17 protein-coding genes are annotated in these 21,983 nt (G+C 72.4%); 12 read left to right on the forward strand and 5 right to left on the reverse strand.

Annotated elements, in window-relative coordinates; all coding sequences use genetic code 11:
* Window positions 1-66: 66 nt before the first annotated feature.
* The 4 genes from ACGIF2_RS02430 to ACGIF2_RS02445 all read left to right on the forward strand — a co-directional run bounded on the left by ACGIF2_RS02430 (window position 67) and on the right by ACGIF2_RS02445 (window position 2,664).
* Window positions 67-528: a DUF2243 domain-containing protein gene (locus ACGIF2_RS02430; RefSeq protein ID WP_396043079.1), complete on the forward strand. Its 462-nt coding sequence runs from the start codon at window positions 67-69 to the stop codon at window positions 526-528.
* Window positions 525-1,316 (forward strand): cytochrome c oxidase assembly protein, encoded by a 792-nt coding sequence (locus ACGIF2_RS02435; RefSeq protein ID WP_396043081.1) that lies wholly within the window; start codon window positions 525-527, stop codon window positions 1,314-1,316. The genes ACGIF2_RS02430 and ACGIF2_RS02435 overlap by 4 nt, the downstream gene beginning before the upstream one ends.
* A gap of 90 nt (window positions 1,317-1,406) precedes the next feature.
* The gene (locus tag ACGIF2_RS02440; RefSeq protein ID WP_396043083.1) at window positions 1,407-1,826 is read left to right on the forward strand and encodes a ChaB family protein; all 420 of its coding nucleotides are present in this window, start codon (window positions 1,407-1,409) and stop codon (window positions 1,824-1,826) included.
* Window positions 1,810-2,664 (forward strand): glycosyltransferase, encoded by an 855-nt coding sequence (locus tag ACGIF2_RS02445; protein WP_396043085.1) that lies wholly within the window; start codon window positions 1,810-1,812, stop codon window positions 2,662-2,664. Before ACGIF2_RS02440 ends, ACGIF2_RS02445 begins: the two co-directional genes overlap by 17 nt.
* A gap of 134 nt (window positions 2,665-2,798) precedes the next feature.
* Here ACGIF2_RS02445 and ACGIF2_RS02450 read toward each other — a convergent pair whose 3' ends face one another.
* Both ACGIF2_RS02450 and ACGIF2_RS02455 read right to left on the reverse strand, forming a co-directional pair.
* Window positions 2,799-3,557 (reverse strand): DUF4118 domain-containing protein, encoded by a 759-nt coding sequence (locus ACGIF2_RS02450; protein WP_396043086.1) that lies wholly within the window; start codon window positions 3,555-3,557, stop codon window positions 2,799-2,801.
* Window positions 3,558-3,746: 189 nt separating this feature from the next.
* Window positions 3,747-5,672, reverse strand: coding sequence for a potassium transporter Kup (locus ACGIF2_RS02455; RefSeq protein WP_396043087.1), 1,926 nt, complete (start codon window positions 5,670-5,672; stop codon window positions 3,747-3,749).
* 97 nt (window positions 5,673-5,769) lie between these two features.
* On the opposite strand from ACGIF2_RS02455, the gene ACGIF2_RS02460 reads away from it, so the two are divergent.
* The 6 genes from ACGIF2_RS02460 (at window position 5,770) to narI (ending at window position 14,602) form a co-directional block, all read left to right on the forward strand.
* On the forward strand, window positions 5,770-6,399 hold the full coding sequence (locus ACGIF2_RS02460) for a nitroreductase family protein (protein WP_396043088.1): 630 nt from the start codon (window positions 5,770-5,772) through the stop codon (window positions 6,397-6,399).
* Window positions 6,400-6,499: 100 nt separating this feature from the next.
* Window positions 6,500-7,708, forward strand: a complete 1,209-nt coding sequence (locus ACGIF2_RS02465; protein ID WP_396043089.1) for a nitrate/nitrite transporter — start codon at window positions 6,500-6,502, stop codon at window positions 7,706-7,708.
* 72 nt (window positions 7,709-7,780) lie between these two features.
* The gene (locus tag ACGIF2_RS02470) at window positions 7,781-11,446 is read left to right on the forward strand and encodes a nitrate reductase subunit alpha (RefSeq protein WP_396043354.1); all 3,666 of its coding nucleotides are present in this window, start codon (window positions 7,781-7,783) and stop codon (window positions 11,444-11,446) included.
* The gene (gene narH / locus ACGIF2_RS02475) at window positions 11,446-13,167 is read left to right on the forward strand and encodes a nitrate reductase subunit beta (protein ID WP_396043091.1); all 1,722 of its coding nucleotides are present in this window, start codon (window positions 11,446-11,448) and stop codon (window positions 13,165-13,167) included. The genes ACGIF2_RS02470 and narH overlap by 1 nt, the downstream gene beginning before the upstream one ends.
* On the forward strand, window positions 13,164-13,859 hold the full coding sequence (gene narJ / locus ACGIF2_RS02480) for a nitrate reductase molybdenum cofactor assembly chaperone (RefSeq protein ID WP_396043093.1): 696 nt from the start codon (window positions 13,164-13,166) through the stop codon (window positions 13,857-13,859). The genes narH and narJ overlap by 4 nt, the downstream gene beginning before the upstream one ends.
* Complete coding sequence (gene narI / locus ACGIF2_RS02485; protein WP_396043094.1) at window positions 13,856-14,602, forward strand: respiratory nitrate reductase subunit gamma; 747 nt, start codon at window positions 13,856-13,858, stop codon at window positions 14,600-14,602. Before narJ ends, narI begins: the two co-directional genes overlap by 4 nt.
* 19 nt (window positions 14,603-14,621) lie before the next feature.
* Here the strand turns inward: narI and ACGIF2_RS02490 are convergent, their stop codons facing one another.
* Window positions 14,622-15,425: a DUF2249 domain-containing protein gene (locus ACGIF2_RS02490; protein ID WP_396043096.1), complete on the reverse strand. Its 804-nt coding sequence runs from the start codon at window positions 15,423-15,425 to the stop codon at window positions 14,622-14,624.
* Window positions 15,426-15,589: 164 nt separating this feature from the next.
* Here ACGIF2_RS02490 and ACGIF2_RS02495 point away from each other — a divergent pair, with 164 nt between their 5' ends.
* Together ACGIF2_RS02495 and ACGIF2_RS02500 are read left to right on the forward strand one after the other, a co-directional pair.
* On the forward strand, window positions 15,590-16,237 hold the full coding sequence (locus tag ACGIF2_RS02495) for a helix-turn-helix transcriptional regulator (RefSeq protein WP_396043098.1): 648 nt from the start codon (window positions 15,590-15,592) through the stop codon (window positions 16,235-16,237).
* A gap of 121 nt (window positions 16,238-16,358) precedes the next feature.
* Window positions 16,359-17,177, forward strand: coding sequence for a YwiC-like family protein (locus tag ACGIF2_RS02500; protein WP_396043100.1), 819 nt, complete (start codon window positions 16,359-16,361; stop codon window positions 17,175-17,177).
* A gap of 25 nt (window positions 17,178-17,202) precedes the next feature.
* Here the strand turns inward: ACGIF2_RS02500 and ACGIF2_RS02505 are convergent, their stop codons facing one another.
* Window positions 17,203-18,774: an aspartate:alanine exchanger family transporter gene (locus tag ACGIF2_RS02505; protein WP_396043102.1), complete on the reverse strand. Its 1,572-nt coding sequence runs from the start codon at window positions 18,772-18,774 to the stop codon at window positions 17,203-17,205.
* Window positions 18,775-18,935: 161 nt separating this feature from the next.
* Window positions 18,936-21,830, reverse strand: coding sequence for a beta-glucosidase H (locus ACGIF2_RS02510; protein ID WP_396043103.1), 2,895 nt, complete (start codon window positions 21,828-21,830; stop codon window positions 18,936-18,938).
* Window positions 21,831-21,983 lie beyond the last annotated feature (153 nt).

Consider the following 21,983-nt stretch of genomic DNA (forward strand, 5'->3'; position numbering starts at 1 on the left):
TGGTGGCACCGAGGTCCGCTTCGAGGGGGAACCCATGGCCACGCGATCAGGCACCACGGTGAGCCGGTGACGGGGCCGGCCGCGGCGCTGGACCCCCGCCGCTCCACGTGGGTGGGGGCACTCCTCGGCATCGGCGTGATGGCGGCGGTCGACCAGATCGTCTTCCACCAGATCCTGGGCTGGCACCACTTCTACGACCGGGCGACCCCCGACATCGCCCTGCTCTCCGACGGGCTGCTGCACGCCGCGGAGCTGATCGTGCTCGTGGCGGGGATCTTCCTCGTGGCGGACCTGTCGCGTCGACGCGCGCTGTCCCGCGCCGCGCTCTGGAGCGGCGTCCTGCTCGGAGCCGGCGCGTTCCAGGTGTTCGACGGCCTGGTGGACCACAAGGCGCTGCGCGTGCACCAGGTCCGGTACGAGGTCGAGCTCCTCCCCTACGACGTGGCGTGGAACGTCGCGGGCCTGCTGCTGCTGGCGGGCGGCCTCGCGATGGCACTTCGTGCCCGGCGAGCGAGGCAGACGCCATGACCCCGGCGCGGATGACGGACTGGGCGCCGCCGGTGGCCGTGGCCGCAGCGCTGCTCGTCCCGTACCTGGTCGCGCTGCGGCGACGTCCGGGCACGCTGCCCGACCATCCCCGATGGCGGACCGCGGCATGGGTGTGCGGCGCGGTCCTGGCGGCGGTGGCCATCACTCCCCCGATGACTGCGCTCGCCCACCACGACCACCGCGCCCACATGACCCAGCACCTGGTGCTCGGCATGTACGCGCCGGTGGCCCTGGTCGCGGGGGCGCCGTTGGCGCTCGCTCTGGGTTCCATGCCGCAGCGCACGGGTCGCGCCGTCAGCAGGGTGCTGCGCACCGCACCGGTCCGTGCGGTCACCCATCCGCTGACCGCCGCTGTGCTCGCCGTCGGCGTCCTGTTCGTGCTCTACCTGACACCGCTCTACGAGCTGAGCCACTCCCACGCCGGGCTCCGGTGGCTGATCCTGCTGCACTTCCTGCTGGCCGGGTACGCGTTCGCCTGGTCGATCGCCGGGGTCGACCCCGCACCGCACCGGTCGGCCTTCGCCACGCGTCTCGCCGTGCTGGTCGTCGCGGCCGGGGCGCACTCCTTCCTCGCCAAGCTGCTGTACGCCCGCACGACGAGCGACCCGCACGCGCACCTCGGCTCACTGGCAGACGCCGCCCAGTGGATGTACTACGGGGGCGACGCTGCGGAGATCCTGCTGGCGACGATGCTGTTCGCCACGTGGTACCGCCGGCGCGAGCCCGTCAGCGACCCGCCGCGCCCCGGCCGGCTGCAGCACTCCTGACGCGACGGCCGCGAGATGCGGCGGGAGGCCGTCCGGCCGACCATGGGGCCAGGCCACCGCACCAGCCGAGCCGCGCACCAGGAGGTCGCCATGCCGATGATCGGCAAGAAGGGCAAGGTCCACAAGAGCGAGCTGCCGAGCACGGTGGCCCGTTCGGGGAGGAAGGCGCGAGAGACCTTCGCGAAGGCGCACGACGCCGCCGCCGAGCAGTACGGCGAGGGCGAGCGCGCGCTCGGGGCGGCGTACTCGACCCTCGAGCACACGCACGAGAAGGTCGGCAAGCACTGGGAGCGCAAGCACGACGAGAAGAAGGGCCGTGGCCACCGCGGGCCCGACGCGCCGCGTCGCACCTCGACCGACGTGCGTCTCGACGCCAGCGCCACCAAGGCGCACCTGTACGAGGCCGCCAAGGGCCTGGGCATCCCCCGCCGCTCCACGATGTCCAAGAGCGAGCTCGTCACGGCCATCCAGCAGGAGAACCGGAGACGGTCCCGTGCCGCCCGAGCGTGACGCCGCCACGGTCGGCCCCCTGGTCGGCGCCACGCAGACGCCGGTCCTGGGCGCCGCGACGCCGGAGCGCGGCATCCCCTCGCACCTGACCGTCACGGTCGTCGTTCCCGCGCGGGACGAGGCGACCCGCCTGCCGCGCTGCCTGCGTTCGCTCGCAGGCCAGACCCTCGCCCCGCACGAGGTCGTCGTCGTCGACAACGCGTCGCGGGACTCCACCGCCGAGATCGCCTCGCAGGCCGGCGCCCGGGTGGTGCACGAACCGGTGCCTGGCGTGTGGTCCGCCGCGGCCAGGGGGTACGACGCGGCCGGGACCGACCTGATCGCCCGGTGCGACGCCGATTCGGAGCCCCCGCCGGACTGGATCGAGCGCATCGTCCGGGCGTTCGAGGAGGACCCCGGCCTGCAGGTCCTGACCGGGCCGGGTGACTTCTACGACCTGTGGGGGCCGCCAGGTCGGGTCGCGTCCTGGGTCTACATGCACGGCTACGTCACCGCGATGACGCTCGCTCTGACCCATCCGCCGGTCTTCGGCTCCAACCTGGCGATGCGCACCGAGGCCTGGCGCCGCGCACGGCCCAACGTGCACCGCACCCGCGACGACATCCACGACGACGCGGACCTCAGCTATCACCTCACGGGGCGCATGCGGTTCGACTGGGGTCTGTGGGTCGGCATCTCGCCCCGACCTCTCTTCGCGGCCCGCCGGCGTCGGTGGGCCGTCGGCATGCGCACGGTGCTGATGCACTGGCCCGCGCACGCGCCGTGGCGCCGGTTCCTGGGCCTGTCCGGACCGCACCTGACGAGCACGCGGCCCACCCGGGGCGCACGACTCCGCTGACCGCCGCGGGGTCGCCGTCGGCGGCCGGCTGTCTCCCGAGGTCCTGCCGGGCAGAGGTCCTGCCGGGCAGAGGTCCTGCCGGGCAGAGGTCGCCGGCGACCAAGGGGCTCACCGAACTCGTCGGGGCCTGAGCCTCAGCCCGCGGGGTTGGCCAGGGCAGCGCCGACCTGATCGGCCAGCAGCACAGCGACCCGGCGCTGCTCGAGCGTCGGTGACACGACCCGGGTCGCGGCCGTCAGCACGAACCGGCCGACGCCGACCCCGCCGTGACGCACCTCGAGCCCGATGACGTCGTCGCTGGGCAGCCCGTGGCGCTCGACGTCGACCGGGCGCCCGCGCTGGGTCACCGACCCGTCGTGCTCGAGGCACGCGGACGACCGGCCCTGCGCGGCGAGCGGCTCGAAGCCGCACGCGTCGACGCCCAGGACCTCCACGATCTGCCGCGAGACGTGGTCGACGAGGGCGTCGGTCGACTCCCCCCGGGCCGCCACGATCTCCGCGGTGCCGATGACGCCGGTGAGGTAGCCCGCCCGCCGGCTCGCCGCCGACTCCTGCCGCAGACCCCACAGCGCGATCTCGCTGACCGCGAAGCCGATGAGCAGCAGCAGGACGGTGGCCTGGATGTCGTCCGCGTCGTCGATCTTGAAGCTGTTGTACGGAGCGGTCAGGAAGAAGTCGAACCACGCACCGGCGGAGAGCGCCGCGACGAACCCCGCAGGGCGCGACCCGGTCGCGGCAGCGCCGACCACGACGAGGACCAGTGCCAGCGCGACGGTGGTGCTGGTGATCGTGTCCCGGAACGGGGCCAGGGCCGCGCTCACGACGAGGGGGGCGAGCGCCGCGAGCACGACCAGCACACCGCGACGGTCCCGCACGAACGACCTGATGTCCATCTCCGCACTCCTTCCACGAGCGTCGTCGGAGCGTGGAGGGCCGCGGTGACGACAGGCGGTGCGCCCGGGGCGGACCGCGGTTCCAGCATGCCCGCTGCGGGCCCGCCGCGGTGCCGTGGTGGCGTTCGGGAACCGTCAGGATCGGCTCCCCGGGCGTCAAGGAACCGTGAAGGGACCGGCGTCCCCGCGCTACAGGTCGAGGTTCGCGCCGATGACGATGGTCCGGCCGGGCGGCAGGTGGAACACCTCGGTGCGCCGCGCGGCGTTGTGCGCCATCCAGACGAACAGCCGAGCGCGCCAGTCCTTGAGGTGCGCGGTGCCCGTGGTGCTCACGGTGAAGACCGACAGGAAGTACAGGGCCTCGTGGAGGTCGATGTCGAGCTCGCGCGACGTGCCGACCGCGAGCGCGAGCCCCCGCGGGATGTCCTGGCTGTCGTTGAACCCGACGCGCACCCGCACGTGGGCGATGCCGTCACCCGCGTAGCCGAGGTCGGAGACCTGGACCCGGTCGGTGTGGCGGACGTGCGGCACGTTCTCGTTGACGACCTGGACGATGACCACGTGCTCGTGGAGCACGTGGCTGAAGCTCAGGGCCAGCCGCAGCGCCAGGGGTGTCGTGGTGCTGTTGTTGTGGGGGAAGACCGCGAGCCCGGGCACCCGCGGGACGCGCGCCACCCGGATCTCCTCGACGAACCGGTCGAGCGGACCCTCGAGCTCGCGGCGCCGGGCCCCGAGGATCTCGGCGCCGCTGCGCCAGGTCGTCATGAGCGTCACGACCGCGGCGGCCACGACCAGGGGGATCCACCCGCCGCTGAAGACCTTGGTGAGGTTCGCGACGAAGAACGTCACCTCGAGACCACCGACCACCACGGCGTACGCGACGAGCTGCCACGTCGGCCAGTGCCAGACGGCGTGGGCGAGCAGCAGGAAGAGCAGGCTCGTGAGCACGAGGGTGCCGGTCACGGCGAGCCCGTACGCGGTCGCGAGCCGGGTCGAGGTGCGGAACAGGACGACGAGGAGGACGACGCCGAGGAACAGGATCCAGTTGACGACGGGCAGGTAGATCTGACCGCCTTCCTCACGTGAGGTCTGCTTGACCGTCAGGCGCGGGAGCAGGCCGAGACGGACGGCCTGCCGGGAGACCGAGAACGCGCCCGAGATCACCGCCTGGGACGCGATCACGGTGGCCAGCGTCGCGAGGACCACGAGGGGCAGCGTCGCCCAGGACGGTGCGAGGAGGAAGAACGGGCTCGCGACTGTGGTCGGGTCGTCGAGGATCATCGCGCCCTGGCCGACGTAGTTGAGCGCGAGCGCGGGGAACACCAGCGCATACCAGGCCGCGCGCACGGGACGCGCCCCGAAGTGCCCCATGTCCGCGTAGAGCGCCTCGGCACCGGTGATGGTGAGCACCACGGCGCCCATCGCGACGAACGCGACGAACGGCCGCTCGGCCACGAAGGTGAGCGCGTACGTCGGTGACAGCGCCGCGAGGATCCGCGGGTTCGCCACGATGTGCGGCGCGCCGAGCACGGCCAGGACCACGAACCACGCGGCCATGACCGGCCCGAACGCCCTGCCGACCACCTCGGTGCCCCACCGTTGGAGGACGAAGAGCAGCGTCAGGACCACGACCGACACGGGCAGCACCAGCCCGGCGAGCGAGTCGTCGACCACCGCGACCCCTTCGATCGCGGCCAGCACCGAGATCGCGGGCGTGATCACGCTGTCGCCGTAGAACAACGCGGCCCCGAACACCCCCAGCAGCGTGACGACGGCCAGCCGCCGTCGGCCCGCGAGGCGGGCACGTAGCAGCGCGACGAGCGCGAGGATGCCGCCCTCGCCTTCGTTGTCGGCGCGCATGACCAGCGTGACGTACTTGACCGACACGATGATCGTCACGGACCAGAGGACCAGCGAGATCACGCCGAGCACGTCGATCTCGGACGGGCTGACGTCGTTGTGGTCGATGCTGAACACGGTCTGGAGCGCGTACAGCGGGCTCGTGCCGATGTCGCCGAACACGACCCCCAGCGCTCCGAGCGTCATGGCGGCCGGGCCCGGGCCACGCCCCGCCGACGCCCCCGGGACGTCGGTCGAGCTCTCGCTGGTGCTCACCTTCGCATCGTGGCACAGACCGGACGAAGCGCCGGGTCGGGCCGCTCACCGACCGTGTCTGCGGCCAGTCCGTGCGAACACCGGCCGGGACTCGGCGATGATCGAGCCCATGGAGTTCCAGGACGTGGTCCGCCGTCGCCGCATGGTGCGCACGTACACCCCCGACCCCGTGGACCCGGCGCTCGTCGACCGGCTGCTCGACAACGCGGTGCGGGCCCCGAGCGCGGGTTTCAGCCAGGGCTGGGGGTTCCTCGTGCTCGACGACCCGGCGGACGTCGCACGGTTCTGGTGCTCGACCACGCCGGCGGGCACGGAACGGCCCAGCGCGTGGCTCGAGGCGATGCGCGTCGCCCCGGTGGTCGTGGTCCCGCACTCGAGCCGGGCGGCGTACCTGGCCCGGTACGCGCAGGACGACAAGCGGTGGACGGACCCCGACGCCGACCCGTGGGCGGTGCCGTACTGGCACGTCGACGCGGGCATGGCGGCGCTGCTGATCCTGCAGACGGCGGTCGACGCGGGGCTGGGGGCGTGCTTCTTCGGCATCCCCGCCGCGCGCACCGAGGCGTTCCGGGCCGAGTTCTCGGTGCCGGAGGAGTTCATGCCGGTCGGCGCGATCACGGTGGGGCACCCCGGCCCGGTCGAACGGCTGCCGGGCTCGGCCGCCCGACGCGCACGCCGACCGCTCGCCGACGTGGTGCACCGCGGCACGTGGTCACCGCCCCGCTGACCTGACGCGGTCGGCACCCGATCGGGCGGTGCGCGCCCAGCACTGCTACCGTCCGAACCGGACATATGCCGCGCGGGTGCCACCATCGAGGGGGCGAGCTGTGACCGACGGGAAGCCTCCGACAGCGGATGCCGCCGGACCTGCCGGCCGCATGCTCGTCCTGGCGACCGTGGGCTTCATGGTCAACTTCTGGGCCTGGGCCCTCATCAGCCCGCTCGCCGCCGCGTACCGCGAGCGCCTGGACCTCACCGTGTTCGAGCAGTCGGTGGTGGTGGCCGTCCCCATCATCGTCGGCTCGCTCGGCCGCATCCCCGTCGGGGCACTCACCGACCGTCTGGGCGCCCGGCTCATGTTCCCCGTGGTCAGCCTGCTCACCGTGCTCCCGGTGCTGTTCGTCGGGCTGGTGGCCGACAGCTACGCCGCGATGCTCCTCGGCGGGTTCTTCCTGGGCCTGGGCGGGACGACGTTCGCGATCGGCGTCCCGCTCGTGAACGCCTGGTACCCGCCGGCCCGGCGCGGCACGGCGCTCGGCATCTTCGGGATCGGCATGGGCGGCACGGCGATCTCGGCGTTCACGACCGTGAAGATCGCCGACCGCTTCGGCAACGCGGCACCGTTCGTCCTCGTCGCGGGGATCCTCGTCGTGTACGCGGCGGTCTCGGCGCTGCTGCTGCGCGACGCCCCGGGTCGCACACCACCACCCCCCGGCTCGTTCCTGGCCCGGACGTGGGAGACGGTCAAGCTCCCCGCGACGTTGCAGCTGTCGTGGCCGTACGCGGTCGGCTTCGGTGGCTTCGTCGCGTTCAGCGTGTACCTGCCCACCTACCTCACCAACACGTTCGACCTGACCCCGGACGACGCCGCGCTGCGCACCGCGGGCTTCGTCGTGCTGGCCGTCGCGATGCGGCCCGTCGGCGGGTGGCTCTCCGACCGCGCCGACCCGATCGTCGTGCTCGTCGTGTGCTTCGTCGTGGCAGCGGCCCTCGCGGCGGTCGCGGCCTTCCAGCTGGCGCTCGTCCCGGTGGGCACGATCGCGTTCCTCGGCCTCGCCGCAGTGCTCGGCGGCGCCTCGGGCGCGACGTTCGCCCTGGTCGCGCGGCTCGCCCCCGCCGCGAAGGTCGGGGCCGTCACGGGGGTCGTCGGGGCCGCGGGCGGCCTCGGCGGGTTCGTGCCGCCTCTCATCATGGGCGCCGTCTTCAGCGCGACCGGCAGCTACGGGCCGGGCCTGGGACTGCTGGCCGTGACCTGCGCCGCGACGGCCCTGTTCACCTGGGGCCCGCTGCGTCGCTCCGCGAACCGCACGACCTGACCGCCCAGCACCCCGTCGTCGAGAGGACCCCTCGTGCCGATCCAGGACGACCCCACCACGTCACCGCCGCGGATGGACGACGACGTGATCCGCACGCTGCTGCGCACCCGGCGCTTCTTCCAGAAGAACGAGGTCTCCCCGGACCTGCGGACCCTGCACCAGGTGGGCGGGCGCGACGCCGACTCGTTCTACCGGGACCGTTGGAGCCACGACAAGGTGGTCCGCTCGACGCACGGAGTCAACTGCACCGGGTCGTGCTCGTGGAAGGTGTTCGTCAAGGACGGCATCATCACGTGGGAGGCGCAGCAGACCGACTACCCCACGGCGGGCCCCGACAGGCCCGAGTACGAGCCCCGCGGCTGCCCGCGCGGCGCCGCGTTCTCCTGGTACACCTACTCCCCCACCCGGGTGCGCTACCCGTACGTGCGCGGCGTGCTGCTCGAGATGTACCGCGAGGCCCGCACCCGCACGGGCGACCCCGTCCTGGCGTGGGCGGACATCATGGCCGACCCGGACCGCTGCCGGGCGTACAAGGCGGCCCGCGGCAAGGGCGGGCTGGTGCGCGCGACGTGGGACGAGGCCGTCGAGATGGTCGCCGCCGCGCACGTGCACACCATCCGGGAGCACGGACCGGACCGGATCGCGGGCTTCTCTCCCATCCCGGCGATGTCGATGGTGTCGCACGGCGTCGGGTCCCGGTTCTTCGCGCTGATCGGCGGCGCGATGCTCTCGTTCTACGACTGGTACGCGGACCTGCCGGTGGCCTCGCCGCAGGTCTTCGGCGACCAGACCGACGTGCCCGAGTCGGGCGACTGGTGGGACGCCGGGTACCTGATCATGTGGGGCTCGAACGTGCCGGTGACGCGCACCCCCGACGCGCACTGGATGGTCGAGGCCCGGTACCGGGGGCAGAAGGTCGTCGCCATCTCCCCCGACTACGCGGACAACGTGAAGTTCGGCGACGAGTGGCTGGCACCGCAGCCGGGCACCGACGGCGCCCTGGCGATGGCGATGGGCCACGTGGTGCTGCGCGAGTTCTTCGTGGAGCGCACCACGCCGCACTTCGACCAGTACGTGCGCCGGTTCACCGACCTCCCGTTCCTGGTCGCCCTGGAGCCGCGCGGCGACCAGTTCGTACCCGGCAAGCTCCTCACCGAGGCGGACATCGGCGGGGCGAGCGAGCACGCGGACTTCAAGCCGCTGCTGCTCGACCAGGCCACGGGGCGCCCGGTGGCCCCGAACGGCTCGCTCGGCTTCCGCTTCGGCGCCGAGGGCGAGGGTCGGTGGAACCTCGACCTGGGCGACGTCGTGCCGATGCTCAGCCTCGCCGGCGAGGGCGCGCGGGGCGTCGAGGTCGAGCTGCCGCGCTTCGACGGGGTGGACGGCTCGGCGGAAACCATCCGGCGCGGGGTGCCGATGCGGGTCGTGGCCGGGCACCTGGTCACCACCGTGTACGACCTGCTGCTGGCGCAGTACGGCGTGGGACGGCCCGGGCTGCCGGGCGAGTGGCCCACGGGCTACGACGACGCGTCCCAGCCCTGCACGCCCGCGTGGCAGGAGGCCATCACCGGTGTCCCTGCCGCCAAGGCCGCCCGCGTGGGCCGAGAGTTCGCTGCCAACGCGGAGGAGTCGAAGGGCCGGTCCATGATCATCATGGGCGCCGGGGTGAACCACTGGTTCCACGCCGACACGATGTACCGCGCGTTCCTCACCCTGACCATGCTGTGCGGCACGCAGGGCGTCAACGGTGGCGGGTGGGCGCACTACGTCGGCCAGGAGAAGGTGCGCCCCCTGACCGGGTTCACGCAGTACGCCAACGCGCTCGACTGGTCGCGTCCCCCGCGCCTGATGATCCAGACGGCCTACTGGTACCTGCACTCCGGCCAGTACCGCTACGACTCGTTCGGCGCGGACGCCCTCGCCTCAGCGCGCGGCGGCGGCGCGTTCGCGGGGCTGGCGATGGCCGACGTGCTGGCCAAGTCCGCGCGCATGGGCTGGATGCCCAGCTACCCGACCTTCGACCGCAGCTCCCTGAGCCTGGCCGACGACGCGGCGGCGGCCGGCGTCCCCGTCGACGAGTACGTGCCGGCCGCGCTGCTCGACGGCAGCCTGAGGTTCGCCGGCGAGGACCCGGAGGCCCCGTCGAACCACCCACGTCTGCTCACCGTGTGGCGCTCGAACCTGCTGGGCAGCTCGGGCAAGGGTGACGAGTACTTCCTCAAGCACCTGCTCGGGACGGACTCCTCGCTGCGCGCCCAGGAAGCCCCGCCCGACGTCCGCCCGCGCGACGTGACCTGGGCGCCGGACGCCACCCTCGGCAAGCTCGACCTGCTGCTCACCCTCGACTTCAGGATGACCAGCACCACCCTGTTCTCGGACGTGGTGCTGCCCGCCGCCACCTGGTACGAGAAGTACGACCTGAGCACCACGGACATGCACCCGTTCGTCAACTCGTTCAACCCGGCGATCGCCCCGCCCTGGCAGACGCGCACCGACTTCGACGCGTTCCACGCCATCGCGCGCAGGTTCTCCGACCTGGCGGCCGTGCACCTGGGGACGCGCCAGGACGTCGTGGCGGTGCCGCTGATGCACGACACCCCCGACGCGATGGCCACCCCCTCAGGCCGGGTCCGGGACTGGAAGCTGGGCGAGTGCGACCCGGTTCCGGGCGTGACCATGCCGAAGCTGGTGGTGGTCGAGCGCGACTACGCGGCGGTCGCGGAGAAGCTGGGCGCCCTGGGGCCGCTGGCCGACAGGCTCGGCGCGACGACGAAGGGCATCACCTACGACCTCACCGAGCCGGTGGCCTTCCTGGCCCGCAAGAACGGCGTGGTGCGCGGCGGCGTCGCGGACGGGCGACCGTCGCTGCAACGTGACGTGCACGCCTGCGAGGCGATCCTCGCGCAGTCGGCAGCCACGAACGGCCACCTCGCGGTGGCGGGCTTCCGCGACCTCGAGCGGCGCACCGGGCAGCCGATGGTCGAGGCGCTCGCGGTCGAGAACGAGGCGCGACGCATCACCTTCGCGGACGCGCAGGCGGCGCCCGTCGGCGTGCTCACCTCCCCCGAGTGGTCCGGCTCCGAGACGGGCGGGCGCCGCTACTCGCCGTTCACCACCAACACCGAGCACCTCAAGCCGTGGCACACGCTCACCGGACGCCAGCACTTCTTCCTGGACCACGACTGGCTGATCGAGATCGGCGAGCAGCTGCCCGTCTTCCGGCCGCCGCTCAACATGGCCGCGCTGTTCGGCGAGCCGCAGCTCGGCGACCAGGGCGAGCTCGGCATCACGCTGCGCTACCTCACGCCGCACAACAAGTGGTCCATCCACTCCGAGTACCAGGACAACCTGCTGATGCTCAGCCTGTCGCGCGGCGGGCCGCTGATCTGGATGAGCGAGAAGGACGCCGCGAAGATCGGCGTGGCGGACAACGACTGGATCGAGGCGGTCAACCGCAACGGGGTCGTGGTGGCCCGGGCCGTCGTGTCCTACCGGATGCCCGAGGGCACCGTGTACATGCACCACGCCCAGGACCGGCTGATCGACGTGCCGCTGGCGGAGACGTCGGGCAAGCGCGGCGGGATCCACAACTCCCTGACCCGCATCCTCATGAAACCCAGCCACCTGGTGGGCGGGTACGCCCAGCTGTGCTTCGCGTTCAACTACCTCGGGCCCACGGGCAACCAGCGTGACGAGGTCACAGTGATCCGCCGTCGCTCGCAGGAGGTGCAGTACTGATGCGTGTCATGGCCCAGATGTCGATGGTGATGAACCTCGACAAGTGCATCGGGTGCCACACCTGCTCGGTGACCTGCAAGCAGGCGTGGACGAACCGCTCGGGCACCGAGTACGTGTGGTTCAACAACGTCGAGACCCGGCCCGGGCAGGGCTACCCCCGCCGCTACGAGGACCAGGAGAAGTGGGAGGGCGGCTGGGAGCTCACGAAGAAGGGGCGACTGCAGCTCCGTGCGGGCAGCCGGATCAAGAACCTGCTGACGATCTTCGCGAGCCCCAAGATGCCCTCGATCGACGACTACTACGAGCCCTGGACCTACGACTACTCGGTGCTGACCGACGCCCCGCGCCAGGAGCACATCCCCGTCGCCCGGCCCCGCTCGCTGATCACCGGCGAGGACACCGCGATCACGTGGAGCGCGAACTGGGACGACGACCTGGGGGGCTCGACCGCGCTCGGCCAGGACCCGGTCCTCGCCAAGGTCTCGGACAAGGTCAAGCTCTCCTACGAGCAGACCTTCATGTTCTACCTGCCGCGGATCTGCGAGCACTGCCTGAACCCGTCCTGCGCGGCGTCGTGCCCGTCGGGGGCGATCTACAAGCGTGCCGAGGACGGCATCGTGCTGGTGGACCAGGACCGGTGCCGGGGCTGGCGCAAGTGCATCACCGGCTGCCCGTACAAGAAGGTCTACTTCAACCACCGCACCGGCAAGGCCGAGAAGTGCACGTTCTGCTTCCCCCGCGTCGAGGTCGGCCTGCCCACCGTCTGCGCGGAGACGTGCGTGGGTCGGCTGCGCTACATCGGTCTGGTGCTGTACGACGCCGACCGGGTGCTGGAGGCGGCCGCGGTGCAGGACCCGCACGACCTGCTCGAGGCGCAGCGCAGCGTCTTCCTCGACCCGAGCGACCCCGCGGTCGAGCGGGCCGCCGAGGAGGCGGGCATCCCCTACGACTGGGTGCAGGCGGCACGCCGCTCGCCGATCTGGTCGCTCATCAGCACGTACCGGGTGGCCCTGCCGCTGCACCCCGAGTACCGGACGATGCCGATGGTCTGGTACATCCCGCCGCTGTCCCCCGTGGTCGACGTGGTCGCGGAGACCGGCGAGGACGCCGAGGCTGCCGACAACCTGTTCGCTGCGATCGACACGCTGCGCATCCCCGTGGAGTACCTGGCCGAGCTGTTCAGCGCGGGCGACCCCGCGCCGGTCACCGGGGTGCTCAAGAAGCTCGCCGCGATGCGCTCCTACATGCGCGACCTGACCATGGGCCGCGAGGGCGACCCGTCCATCCCGGCCGCGGTGGGCATGTCCACCCAGGACATGGAGGCGATGTTCCGGCTGCTCGCGCTCGCGAAGTACGACGAGCGCTACGTCATCCCGCCCGCGCACGCCGAGCAGGCGCACGACCTCGAGGAGCTGGCCACCGACTGCAGCCTCGACTACGAGGGCGGCCCAGGGATGGGTGGCTCGGGCCCGTTCGGGGAGGGCTCGGGCACCGGGACGCCGCTCGCGGTGGAGAACTTCCAGGCCCTGCAGGACCGGCAGAGGTCAGGGTCGAGCACCGACACCACGGGCGCGGGCAGCCGGGTCAACCTGCTGAACTGGGACGGCCGCGGCGCGGCGCCCGGGATGTTCCCGCCCCGCTCCGAGTCCGGCGGCGGGGAGCCCCCGACCGACACCGGGCCCGAGCCGGGACCCCGGCCTGGGCCGGAGCCGGGACGATGAACGACCAGCCGACCTCGCGGCTGCGACGAGGACGAGCCCGACGCGCACCCCTGGACGACAGCCAGCGCGCGCTCGTGCACCGGGTGGCGGCGCTGCTGCTCGACTACCCCGACCCCGAGCTGCTGCAGCGGCTGCCGGCACTGCGCGCGGCGGTGGACACGCTGCCCGCGCCGGTCCGCGACGACCTCGCCGGGGTGGTCCACCACCTCGCGACCGCGCAGCCGCAGGCAGCCGCTGCGACGTACGTCGAGACGTTCGACCTGCGCCGCCGTGCCTGCCTGTACCTCACCTACTACGCCCACGGCGACACCCGCCAACGCGGCGTGGCCCTGCTCGCGTTCAAGCAGGCCTACCGGGCGGCCGGGCTGCTCCTGCGCGACGACGAGCTGCCCGACCACCTGTGCGTGGTGCTGGAGTTCGGCGCGACCCACGACCTGGCCGCCGGGACCGCGCTGCTGCTCGAGCACCGGGCGGGGCTGGAGGTGCTGCGCCTGGCGCTGCGCGACGCGGGCTCGCCGTACGCGGGTGCCCTCGCCGCGGTGTGCGCCACGCTGCCCCCGCTCGCCGGTGACGACCGGGACGCCGTCGCCCGGCTCGTCGCCCAGGGCCCGCCCGACGAGTCGGTGGGCCTCGAACCGTACGGCTCCCACGACCCGGCGCTCGGCCACCCCCGCGAAGGAGCACGACGATGAGCTCTGGCGACCTGCTGCTCTGGGTGGTGCTGCCGTACGTGACCCTCGCGATCTTCATCGGCGGGCACGTCTGGCGCTACCGGTACGACAAGTTCGGCTGGACCACGCGGTCCTCCCAGCTCTACGAGAGCCGCCTGCTGCGCTGGGGCAGCCCGCTGTTCCACTTCGGCATCCTCGCCGTGGTGGTCGGCCACGTCGCGGGCCTGGTGGTCCCCGAGTCGTGGACCGACGCGATCGGCATCTCCGAGGGCCTCTACCACGCGTTCGCCGTGGGGGTCGGCTCGATCGCCGGGTTCTGCACGCTCGTCGGGCTCACGCTGCTGATCTACCGCCGGCGGACAGTGGGACCCGTGTTCCGCGCGACGACACGCATGGACAAGGTCATGTACTTCTTCCTCGCGCTCGTGATCGTGCTGGGCGTGTTCAACACCGCCTCGGGTGCGGTGCCGAACATCGAGGGGGACTACAACTACCGCGAGGGCGTGTCCGTGTGGTGGCGCGGGATCTTCTCCCTGCGGCCGCAGCCCGAGCTGATGGCCGACGCGCCCCTCGGCTTCCAGGCGCACGCCGTGGTCGCGATGATCCTGTTCGCGCTGTGGCCGTTCACCCGGCTCGTGCACGTGTTCAGCGCGCCGCTGTTCTACCTGTGGCGACCGTACGTGGTGTACCGCAGCCGGGACGCGCAGCAGGGTTCGCGCGCGGCCCGGCCCGGATGGGGAGCCTCCGAGCCCGTCGACCGCTGACCGGGCCCGCACGGACCGATCAGACGGCGCTGCGCACGAGGCGCAGGCGCCACGCCTCGGGCCCACGCTCCAGGTAGTCGACCGCGAACGCGCCCGGCTGACGCTGCTCGATCTGGGCGAGCAGCGGCAGCGGGTCGTGCGGGGCCACCAGGACCATGCCGCTGCCCGGACCGACGGCATCGAGGGCGCCGAAGATCGTGGCGTGCCGCAGGGCGTGCGGGACCGTGCGGGCGTCGAGCACGGGGAGCTCCGGCTCGTCCGACCCACCGCATCCGCACTCTCCGCCGCAGCCGCCCGCGGGAGCGTCCTCCACGTCGGGAACGGGCTCGGTGACGTGCGCGGTCAGCTCGTGGTGCATCGCGTCGAGGATGGTGGCGAGCGCGACCCCGGGAGCCGCGACGAGCAGCGGGACCACGAGCGTGTTCTCCTTCAGCAGGTGGCTCTCGAACAGGACCCGCAGCGCCGTCGCGTCTGCCGCGGCGCGCACCGGGTCGGCTGTCGTCGCCAGCCGGGCCACGAGGCCGTTCAGGGCCTCGTGCTCGCCACGCATCCCGTCGATGAGCAGCCGTCCCTCGCGCAGTTCGCGTGCCGGTGGGTACATCTCCGCCTCTTCCGCACGGGCGTGCGGGAGCAGCTCGGTCTCGCACCAGGTGACCAGGCCGGTGCGTGCGGCCTGCACCGCGACCTGGTCCCGCGCGACAGCTGCGCCCACCAGCGTCTCGACCAGGAGCGCGAGGGCCCCGGCCATCTCGGCGTGATGCTGCTCGATCGTTGTCGCGGCAGCAGAGTCCGCTGCGCTGGTGGCGAGGGTGACGGCGTTCATGGCGACCTCCGGCTCGGTGGGCGTGCCCACATCTCGCGGTCCCGGGGTGTCGCGGCCGCGCCTCGGATATTAGTACCCTGTGCTCCGTGGAAAACAATCAGGATGGAGCCGCCGGTCCCGCACCCCGCCTCGGCCCCCCGGACGACGGGCCCGACCGTGGGCACGTGCCCCTCTCGGAGGCCCGCACCACGCTGCTCGAGACCCTGCGCGCCCAGCCCGCACCGGTCACCGTCGCGACGCTCGTCGAGGTCACCGGTCTGCACCTCAACACAGTCCGCGAGCACCTGGACGCGCTCCACCGCGACGGGCTCGCCCGCCGCCGCCGCGACGACCCCCACGGCCGCGGGCGCCCCGCATGGCTCTACGAGCCGACGCGGCGCACCTCGACCCTCGCGGCGTACACGGGACTGGCGGCGACCCTCGCCGAGACGATCCATCGCACCAGCCCGACCCCGCGCGCGGACGCCACGAGCGCCGGCGACCGGTGGGGCCACGACCTCGCCCGCGACCGCCCCGCACCCGACGCGCACGACGCCGAGCCCGCCGAGCACGCCCGGCGGCAGGTCGTCGAGCTCCTCGACGACCTGGGGTTCGCCCCCGAGCCCGACGCCGGCCACCGGCGCGTCCGCCTCACCCGCTGCCCGCTGCTCGAGACCGCCCGCGCCTACCCGGACGTGGTGTGCGCCGTGCACCTGGGTGTCGCGCGAGGGGCGCTCGCCGCGCACGGGGCCGACCCGGACGCGGCCCGGATCGCGCCGTTCGCCGAGCCCGGGGCGTGCCTGCTCGACCTGGCCGACCCCGCCACCACCTGAGGAGGAAGCTGACGTGGTGCTTCCCACCCTGTCCCCGGGCAACGCCGTGCCGGATGCCACCCCGAACGGAGCCGGACCGATGTCCCACGCCGGGGCAGGTGCTGCCCCCTACGGTGGATCGATGCCCGCCACCGAGGCCGCACCTCCCCGGGCGCCCCGCGCGCCCCGATCTCGACGCCGCGGACCCGGGTGGGTGCCGAACCAGCACGGCGCGTGGGCCATGCTCGTCGCGCCGTTCGTGGTCGGCGCGCTCGACTCCGGGCCGACGTGGCGCCAGGTCCCGCTGCTGCTGCTGTGGCTCACGGGCTACCTCGCGTTCTTCGCCGCGGGGCTGTGGCTGCGCTCGCGGTGCAAGGGCCGGTACTGGCCGCCGGTGCGCACCTACGGGGTCGTGACGGCGGCGCTCGGTGCGGTCGTCGTGGCCCTCGCCCCCGAGCTGCTGCGCTGGGTCCCGGTGTACCTGCCGCTGCTCGCGGTGAGCCTGTGGTGCTCGTGGCGCCGGGCCGACCGCACCTACCTCAACGACGGCGTGACCATCGTGGCCGCGTGCCTCATGACCGTGGTCGTGACCGCGCTCGGTTCCCACCCCGCCGTCGGCGCGGGTCTCCCGGGCGCAGGCTGGCTGCCCGGTGCGGGCTCGACCCGTGCGTGGCTGCTCGCCGCCGTGCTCGCGACCTACTTCGGCGGCACCGTGCTCTACGTCAAGACGCTGATCCGCGACCGCGGCGACGCGAGGGTCTGGGCCGCGTCGGCGGCGTACCACGTCGTGGCGTGCGTCGCGGCGTTCCTGGTGGACCCGTGGGTCGGCGCCCTGTTCGCGGTCCTCGCTGTGCGCGCCGCCGTCGTCCCCCGCCGGTGGCCGGGGATCACGCCTGCTCGGATCGGCGCCGGGGAGGTCGTGGCGACGATCACGCTCGCGGCCCTGCTGCTCGTCGGCTGACCCCCGCCCGCGGCCGCGACCGCCGTCAGAACCCGACGACGACCGGGGCGAGCACGATCTTCACGATGATCCCGAGCGCGAACACCGCGGCGTAGCCGCCGTCGATGCGCTCGTCGGTGGTGCGGTCGTTCGCGTACGACAGGATCGCGGGCTGCCCCACGAACCCCGCGAGGCCTCCCGCCACGCGCGCCGAGCTGACCCCCACGAGGCGGCCCATGCCGACGAAGAGCACAGCCGAGACGACCACCACGACGGCCGCGGTGAGCACGATCCGCAGTCCGAGGCCCGTGAACGCCTGCGCGGCGAACGCCTGCCCGGACGCGAGCCCGGTCGCCGAGAGGAAGAGCAGCAGCCCCAGCTGCCGGATGGTCAGGTTGGCCGGCTGGGGCAGCCCCCACACGATCGGGCCGGTGCGCTCGAGCCGCCCCAGCACCATGCCGACCACGAGGGGTCCGGCGGCGGCACCCAGCGCGAACGACGAGCCGCCCGGCAAGGGGATCGTGACGAGACCCACCAGCAGGCCCACCACGAGACCGAAGCCGAGCGAGAGCGCGTCGACCTCGCTGACCTTGCGCTCCGAGTCGCCGAACAGCGCCGACACGTCGGGGATGTGCCCGCGCGGCACGATCACCCGGACGCGGTCGCCGAGCTCGAGCACGAAGTCGTCCGAGGCCAGCAGGTCGAGGTCGCCGCGGCGCACCCGCGTCACGATCCCGCCGAACCGCCCCGGGACGTCCATCTCGCCGATGGTGCGACCGGCGACCCGCGGGTCGGAGACCAGGAACCGCCGGAAGTCGACGACGCTGCGATCGTGCGCCAGGTGCTGGTCCACGCGGTGCCCCAGGTGCTCGGTCGCGCGTGCGACCGCGGGCGCCGGGCCGACCACCACGACCTGGTCACCGGTCCGCAGCTGCTCGTCGTCCGTCACGACGCGCGTGTGCCCGTCCCGCGAGAGGTAGGAGAAGCGCACCGAGTCGTCGTCGAAGCCCGGGACGTCACGCAGCGGGCCGGCGTGCTGGACCTCGACGCTGATGTCGACGAGACCCTTGCGGGCCACCGGCTCCGGGTCGTGCTTCGCGCGCCACGCCCTGCTCACCACGATCGTGACCGCGACGATCGTGAGCGTGACCCCCACGGGGTAGGACAGCGCGTACCCGACGGCGGGCTCCTGGCTCCCCCCGGCCGCCTCCGTCGCGGCCGCGAGCGCGGGGGTGCTGGTCAACGAGCCCGTGAAGATGCCGGCCTGGATGGCCGAGGCGATCCCGAGGCCACCGCCGAGCGCCACCGTGACGGCGGCCGCGGCGACGAGGATCACGACCGAACCGGCCATGAGCGGCAGCTGACGCCGCAGGTCCCGGAAGAAGCCGTTCCCCGCGGCGAGGCCGACCGTGTAGACGAACAGGGCGAGCCCGAGGCTCTGCACCAGACCCAGGCCCTCCCCGAGCCGTGGGTCGAGCGCGCCGACCGCGAGCCCCACGAACAGCGCACCCGAGGCGCCGAACCGCACGGGCCCGAACGGCACCGTGCCGAGCAGCGAGCCGAGTGCGAGCACCACGAGCAGCGTCAGGAGCGGGGACGAGACCAGGACGTCGATCATCGGGCTACCACGTGCGTCACGGCCTTCTCCTCGTGCCAGGGACGTCTCGTGCCCGGTCGGCACATCTTACGGAGGCCACGACGTCCCCACACGACCGGGAGCCGGGACGAGCAGGTCTCCCTGCCCGCCCCGGCTCCGGCCCGAGGGCTACGCCTCGTCCCTCACGAGCGTGAACGGATCCGCACCGTCCCCACCAGCGGGGTGTCCTCGGACGACGAGCCGACGTACACCGGCACGTTCCCCGACGGGGTGACCCAGCTGTCTGAGTCGACGTCCCAGTAGGAGAACACCTGGGGGTCGAGCGGCACCGTCACGACTGTGCTCTGTCGGGGCCGCAGGGTGACCTTCGACCAGCCGGCGAGCGACTTGGGCGCCGTGGCGACCGGTGCACCGGGCAGCTCGCCCGCGTACGCCTGCACGACCTCGGACCCGGTCCGCTGACCGGTGTTGGTGATCTTGACGGTCGCGGACAGCTTGCCGTCCTTGCACGAGCTGCCCTTGCCCTTGTCCCAGCCCTTCTTCCCGTGGTCACCGCGGTCGCCGTGGTCACCGCGGTCGCCGTGGTCACCGCGGTCGCCGTGGTCGCTGCGGTCGCCGTGGTCGCTGCGGTCGCCGCCGCCGAAGACGGAGCCGTAGGCGTTGGCGTCGTCCGGGTTCTCAGCCTCGGAGTCACGGTGACCGTTGTCGTCGCCCGGCGTGACGTTCCACGTCTTGCACGACAGCTGCAGGTCGGAGTAGCTGAACGAGGTGTACGAGAGCCCGTAGCCGAACGGGTAGGACGGCTGGATGCCGAGCTCCTGGTAGCCGCGGTACCCGACGAAGATGCCTTCGGTGTACTCGGCGTTCAGGCCGTCGCCCGGGTACTGGGCGGCGGTGGGCGTCGGGGTCTGGGTGTCGTCCACCGGGAGGGTGATCGGCAGCTTGCCCGACGGGTTGACGTCCCCGAACAGGATCCGGGCGATCGACGTGCCCTGGTTCTGCCCGCCGTACCAGGAGTGCACCAGGCCCGCGACGCCGTCCTGCCAGTCGGAGACCTGGGTCGCCGCGCCGGTCGTCAGGACGACGATCGTTCGCGGGTTGGCCGCAGCCACCTCCCGGATGACGTCGGGCTGGCCGTTGGGCAGCTCGATCGTCGCGAGGTCGGAGCCCTCGGTCGAGTAGTCGCGGACGAAGACCACGGCCACGTCGGCAGCCGCAGCGGCCTCGGCCGCTCCGGTCGCCTGCGGGGCGACGACGCCTTCCGGCGGGACCCAGCCGAGCTTGATCTGCTGGGCGCTCTGGTTCCACGCCTCGCTCGAGTCGTACACGTAGGACAGCACGACCGGGTGGGTCGAGCCGGCCTCGAGGTCGACCGAGTAGCTCACGATCTGGTTGGACTCGGTCGCGTTCGGGACGAACGCCTCGGTCGAGATGACGTCCGCTCCGTCGAGGTTGAGCGTCGTCACGCCGTTCGTGACCACCTGCAGCTCGTAGGTGCCGGTCACGGGGGCCACGATCGACCCGCTCCACCGGACGGAGGAGTTCGTGTCGAGCGCCTGCGTCTGCGGCGGGAAGTGCGGCGAGTTGGCGTTGAGACCGTCGAAGATGACGAACCCGCCGTTCAGGCCCGCGTACGGGTCCGTCCGGTCGAAGTACGGCGTCCCCGAGAAGTCCTGGTTGAGGTAGTACCGGGCCGTGAGCCCGTTGTTGCCCGACTCGTCGCGCAGGAAGTCCGACGGGATGGGCTGTGCACCGCGCAGGAGCGCCGTCGTGGTGACCGGGTCAGACCCGCTCGTCCACGTCACGTCGGTACCGCTGCCGGCCCGGTTCTGGATGCCCTGCAGCGGAGAGGTGGTGATCGTCGGGTCGGCGATGTGCGAGCTGCCGCCGCCCTGCACGACCGTGTCGGCGTCGGAGCCGATCACAGCGATCGAGTCGACGCCGCTGCCCAGCGGCAGCGCCTGGTCGTCGTTCTTCAGCAGCACGATCCCCTGCTCGGAGATCTCGGCCGAGGCCAGGTTGTGCTCTTCCTCGGGCAGCGGCTGGATCTCCTGCGGGTTGTCGAAGACACCGAGCCCGAACATGGGCCGCAGGATGCGCAGCACAGCGTCGTCGATGCGGCTGATCGGCACGGTGCCGTCGTTCACGGCGTCGATGAGCGGTCCGCAGAACGCGCAGGTGCCGGGCTGCTGCGACGGGTCGGAGTTGCCGGGCATCTCCTGGTCCTGGCCCGCGAGGATCTCGAGCGTGCCGTGGTTGGCGCCGTAGTCGGTGACGACCCAGCCGTTGAACTCGTACTGGGTCTTGAGGATCTGGTTGATCAGGTAGTCGCTGCCGCAGGAGTACTCGCCGTTGACCTTGTTGAAGCCACACATGACCGAGGCCGCGTGGGACTCCTCGATGGCGATGTCGTAGGCACGGTTGTAGATCTCCTGCTGGGCCCGCTCGTCGACGACGGCGTTGAGGCCCTCGAGCCGGTTGAACTCCTGGGTGTAGACGGCCCAGTCCTGCAGGTTGCCGATCACCCCGCCGTAGTTCTGCGTGGTGCGGACGTAGGCGCCGCCCAGCTTCCCCTGCAGCAGCGGGTCCTCGCCGTAGGACTCGAAGTTGCGGCCGTTCTGGGGCACGCGGGCGATGTTCAGCGAGGGTGCCAGCACCATGTTCTGCCCGGTGCGGTACGTCTCGTCGGTCTCGACCTCGGACGCGTAGGCGGCGATGTCGGTGTCCCACGACGCCGCGACGCTCACGGCGGAGGGCAGCAGCGTGGACCGCTTGCCCGGCACCTCGTCGTTGGCGACGCGGACGCCGTTGCGGCCGTCCGTCATCTTCAGGGCGGGGATGCCCAGCCGCTCGATGGGCGCGTTGTAGAAGCCGAACGAGTTGTTGAGCTCGCCGTGGAGCATGTCGACCTTCTCCTCGAGGGTCATCTCCGCGAGCAGGGCCTCGGCACGTTCGGTGGCCGAGGCGTCCGTGTCCCACCACTGCTGGCCCGAGCGCCAGCCGTCGTCCTTCGTCTGCTGCTGTCCTCCTCGTGGACCCTGCCGTTCGCCTGCGGCGGCGGCGGTGGCGGGCGCCACCAGCGCGACCGCACAGGCCGCGGCAGCCACCACCCGTAGCGTTCTGGATGATCGTGGAGCTTGTCTCATCGGGCACTCCCTCGTGTCGAGGACGTGACACGGCGGAATAACGTCGCACACACGGCGCTCGTGTCTATCCCTCGGAAGATTGAC

It is taken from the genome of Cellulomonas sp. P22 (assembly GCF_044392165.1).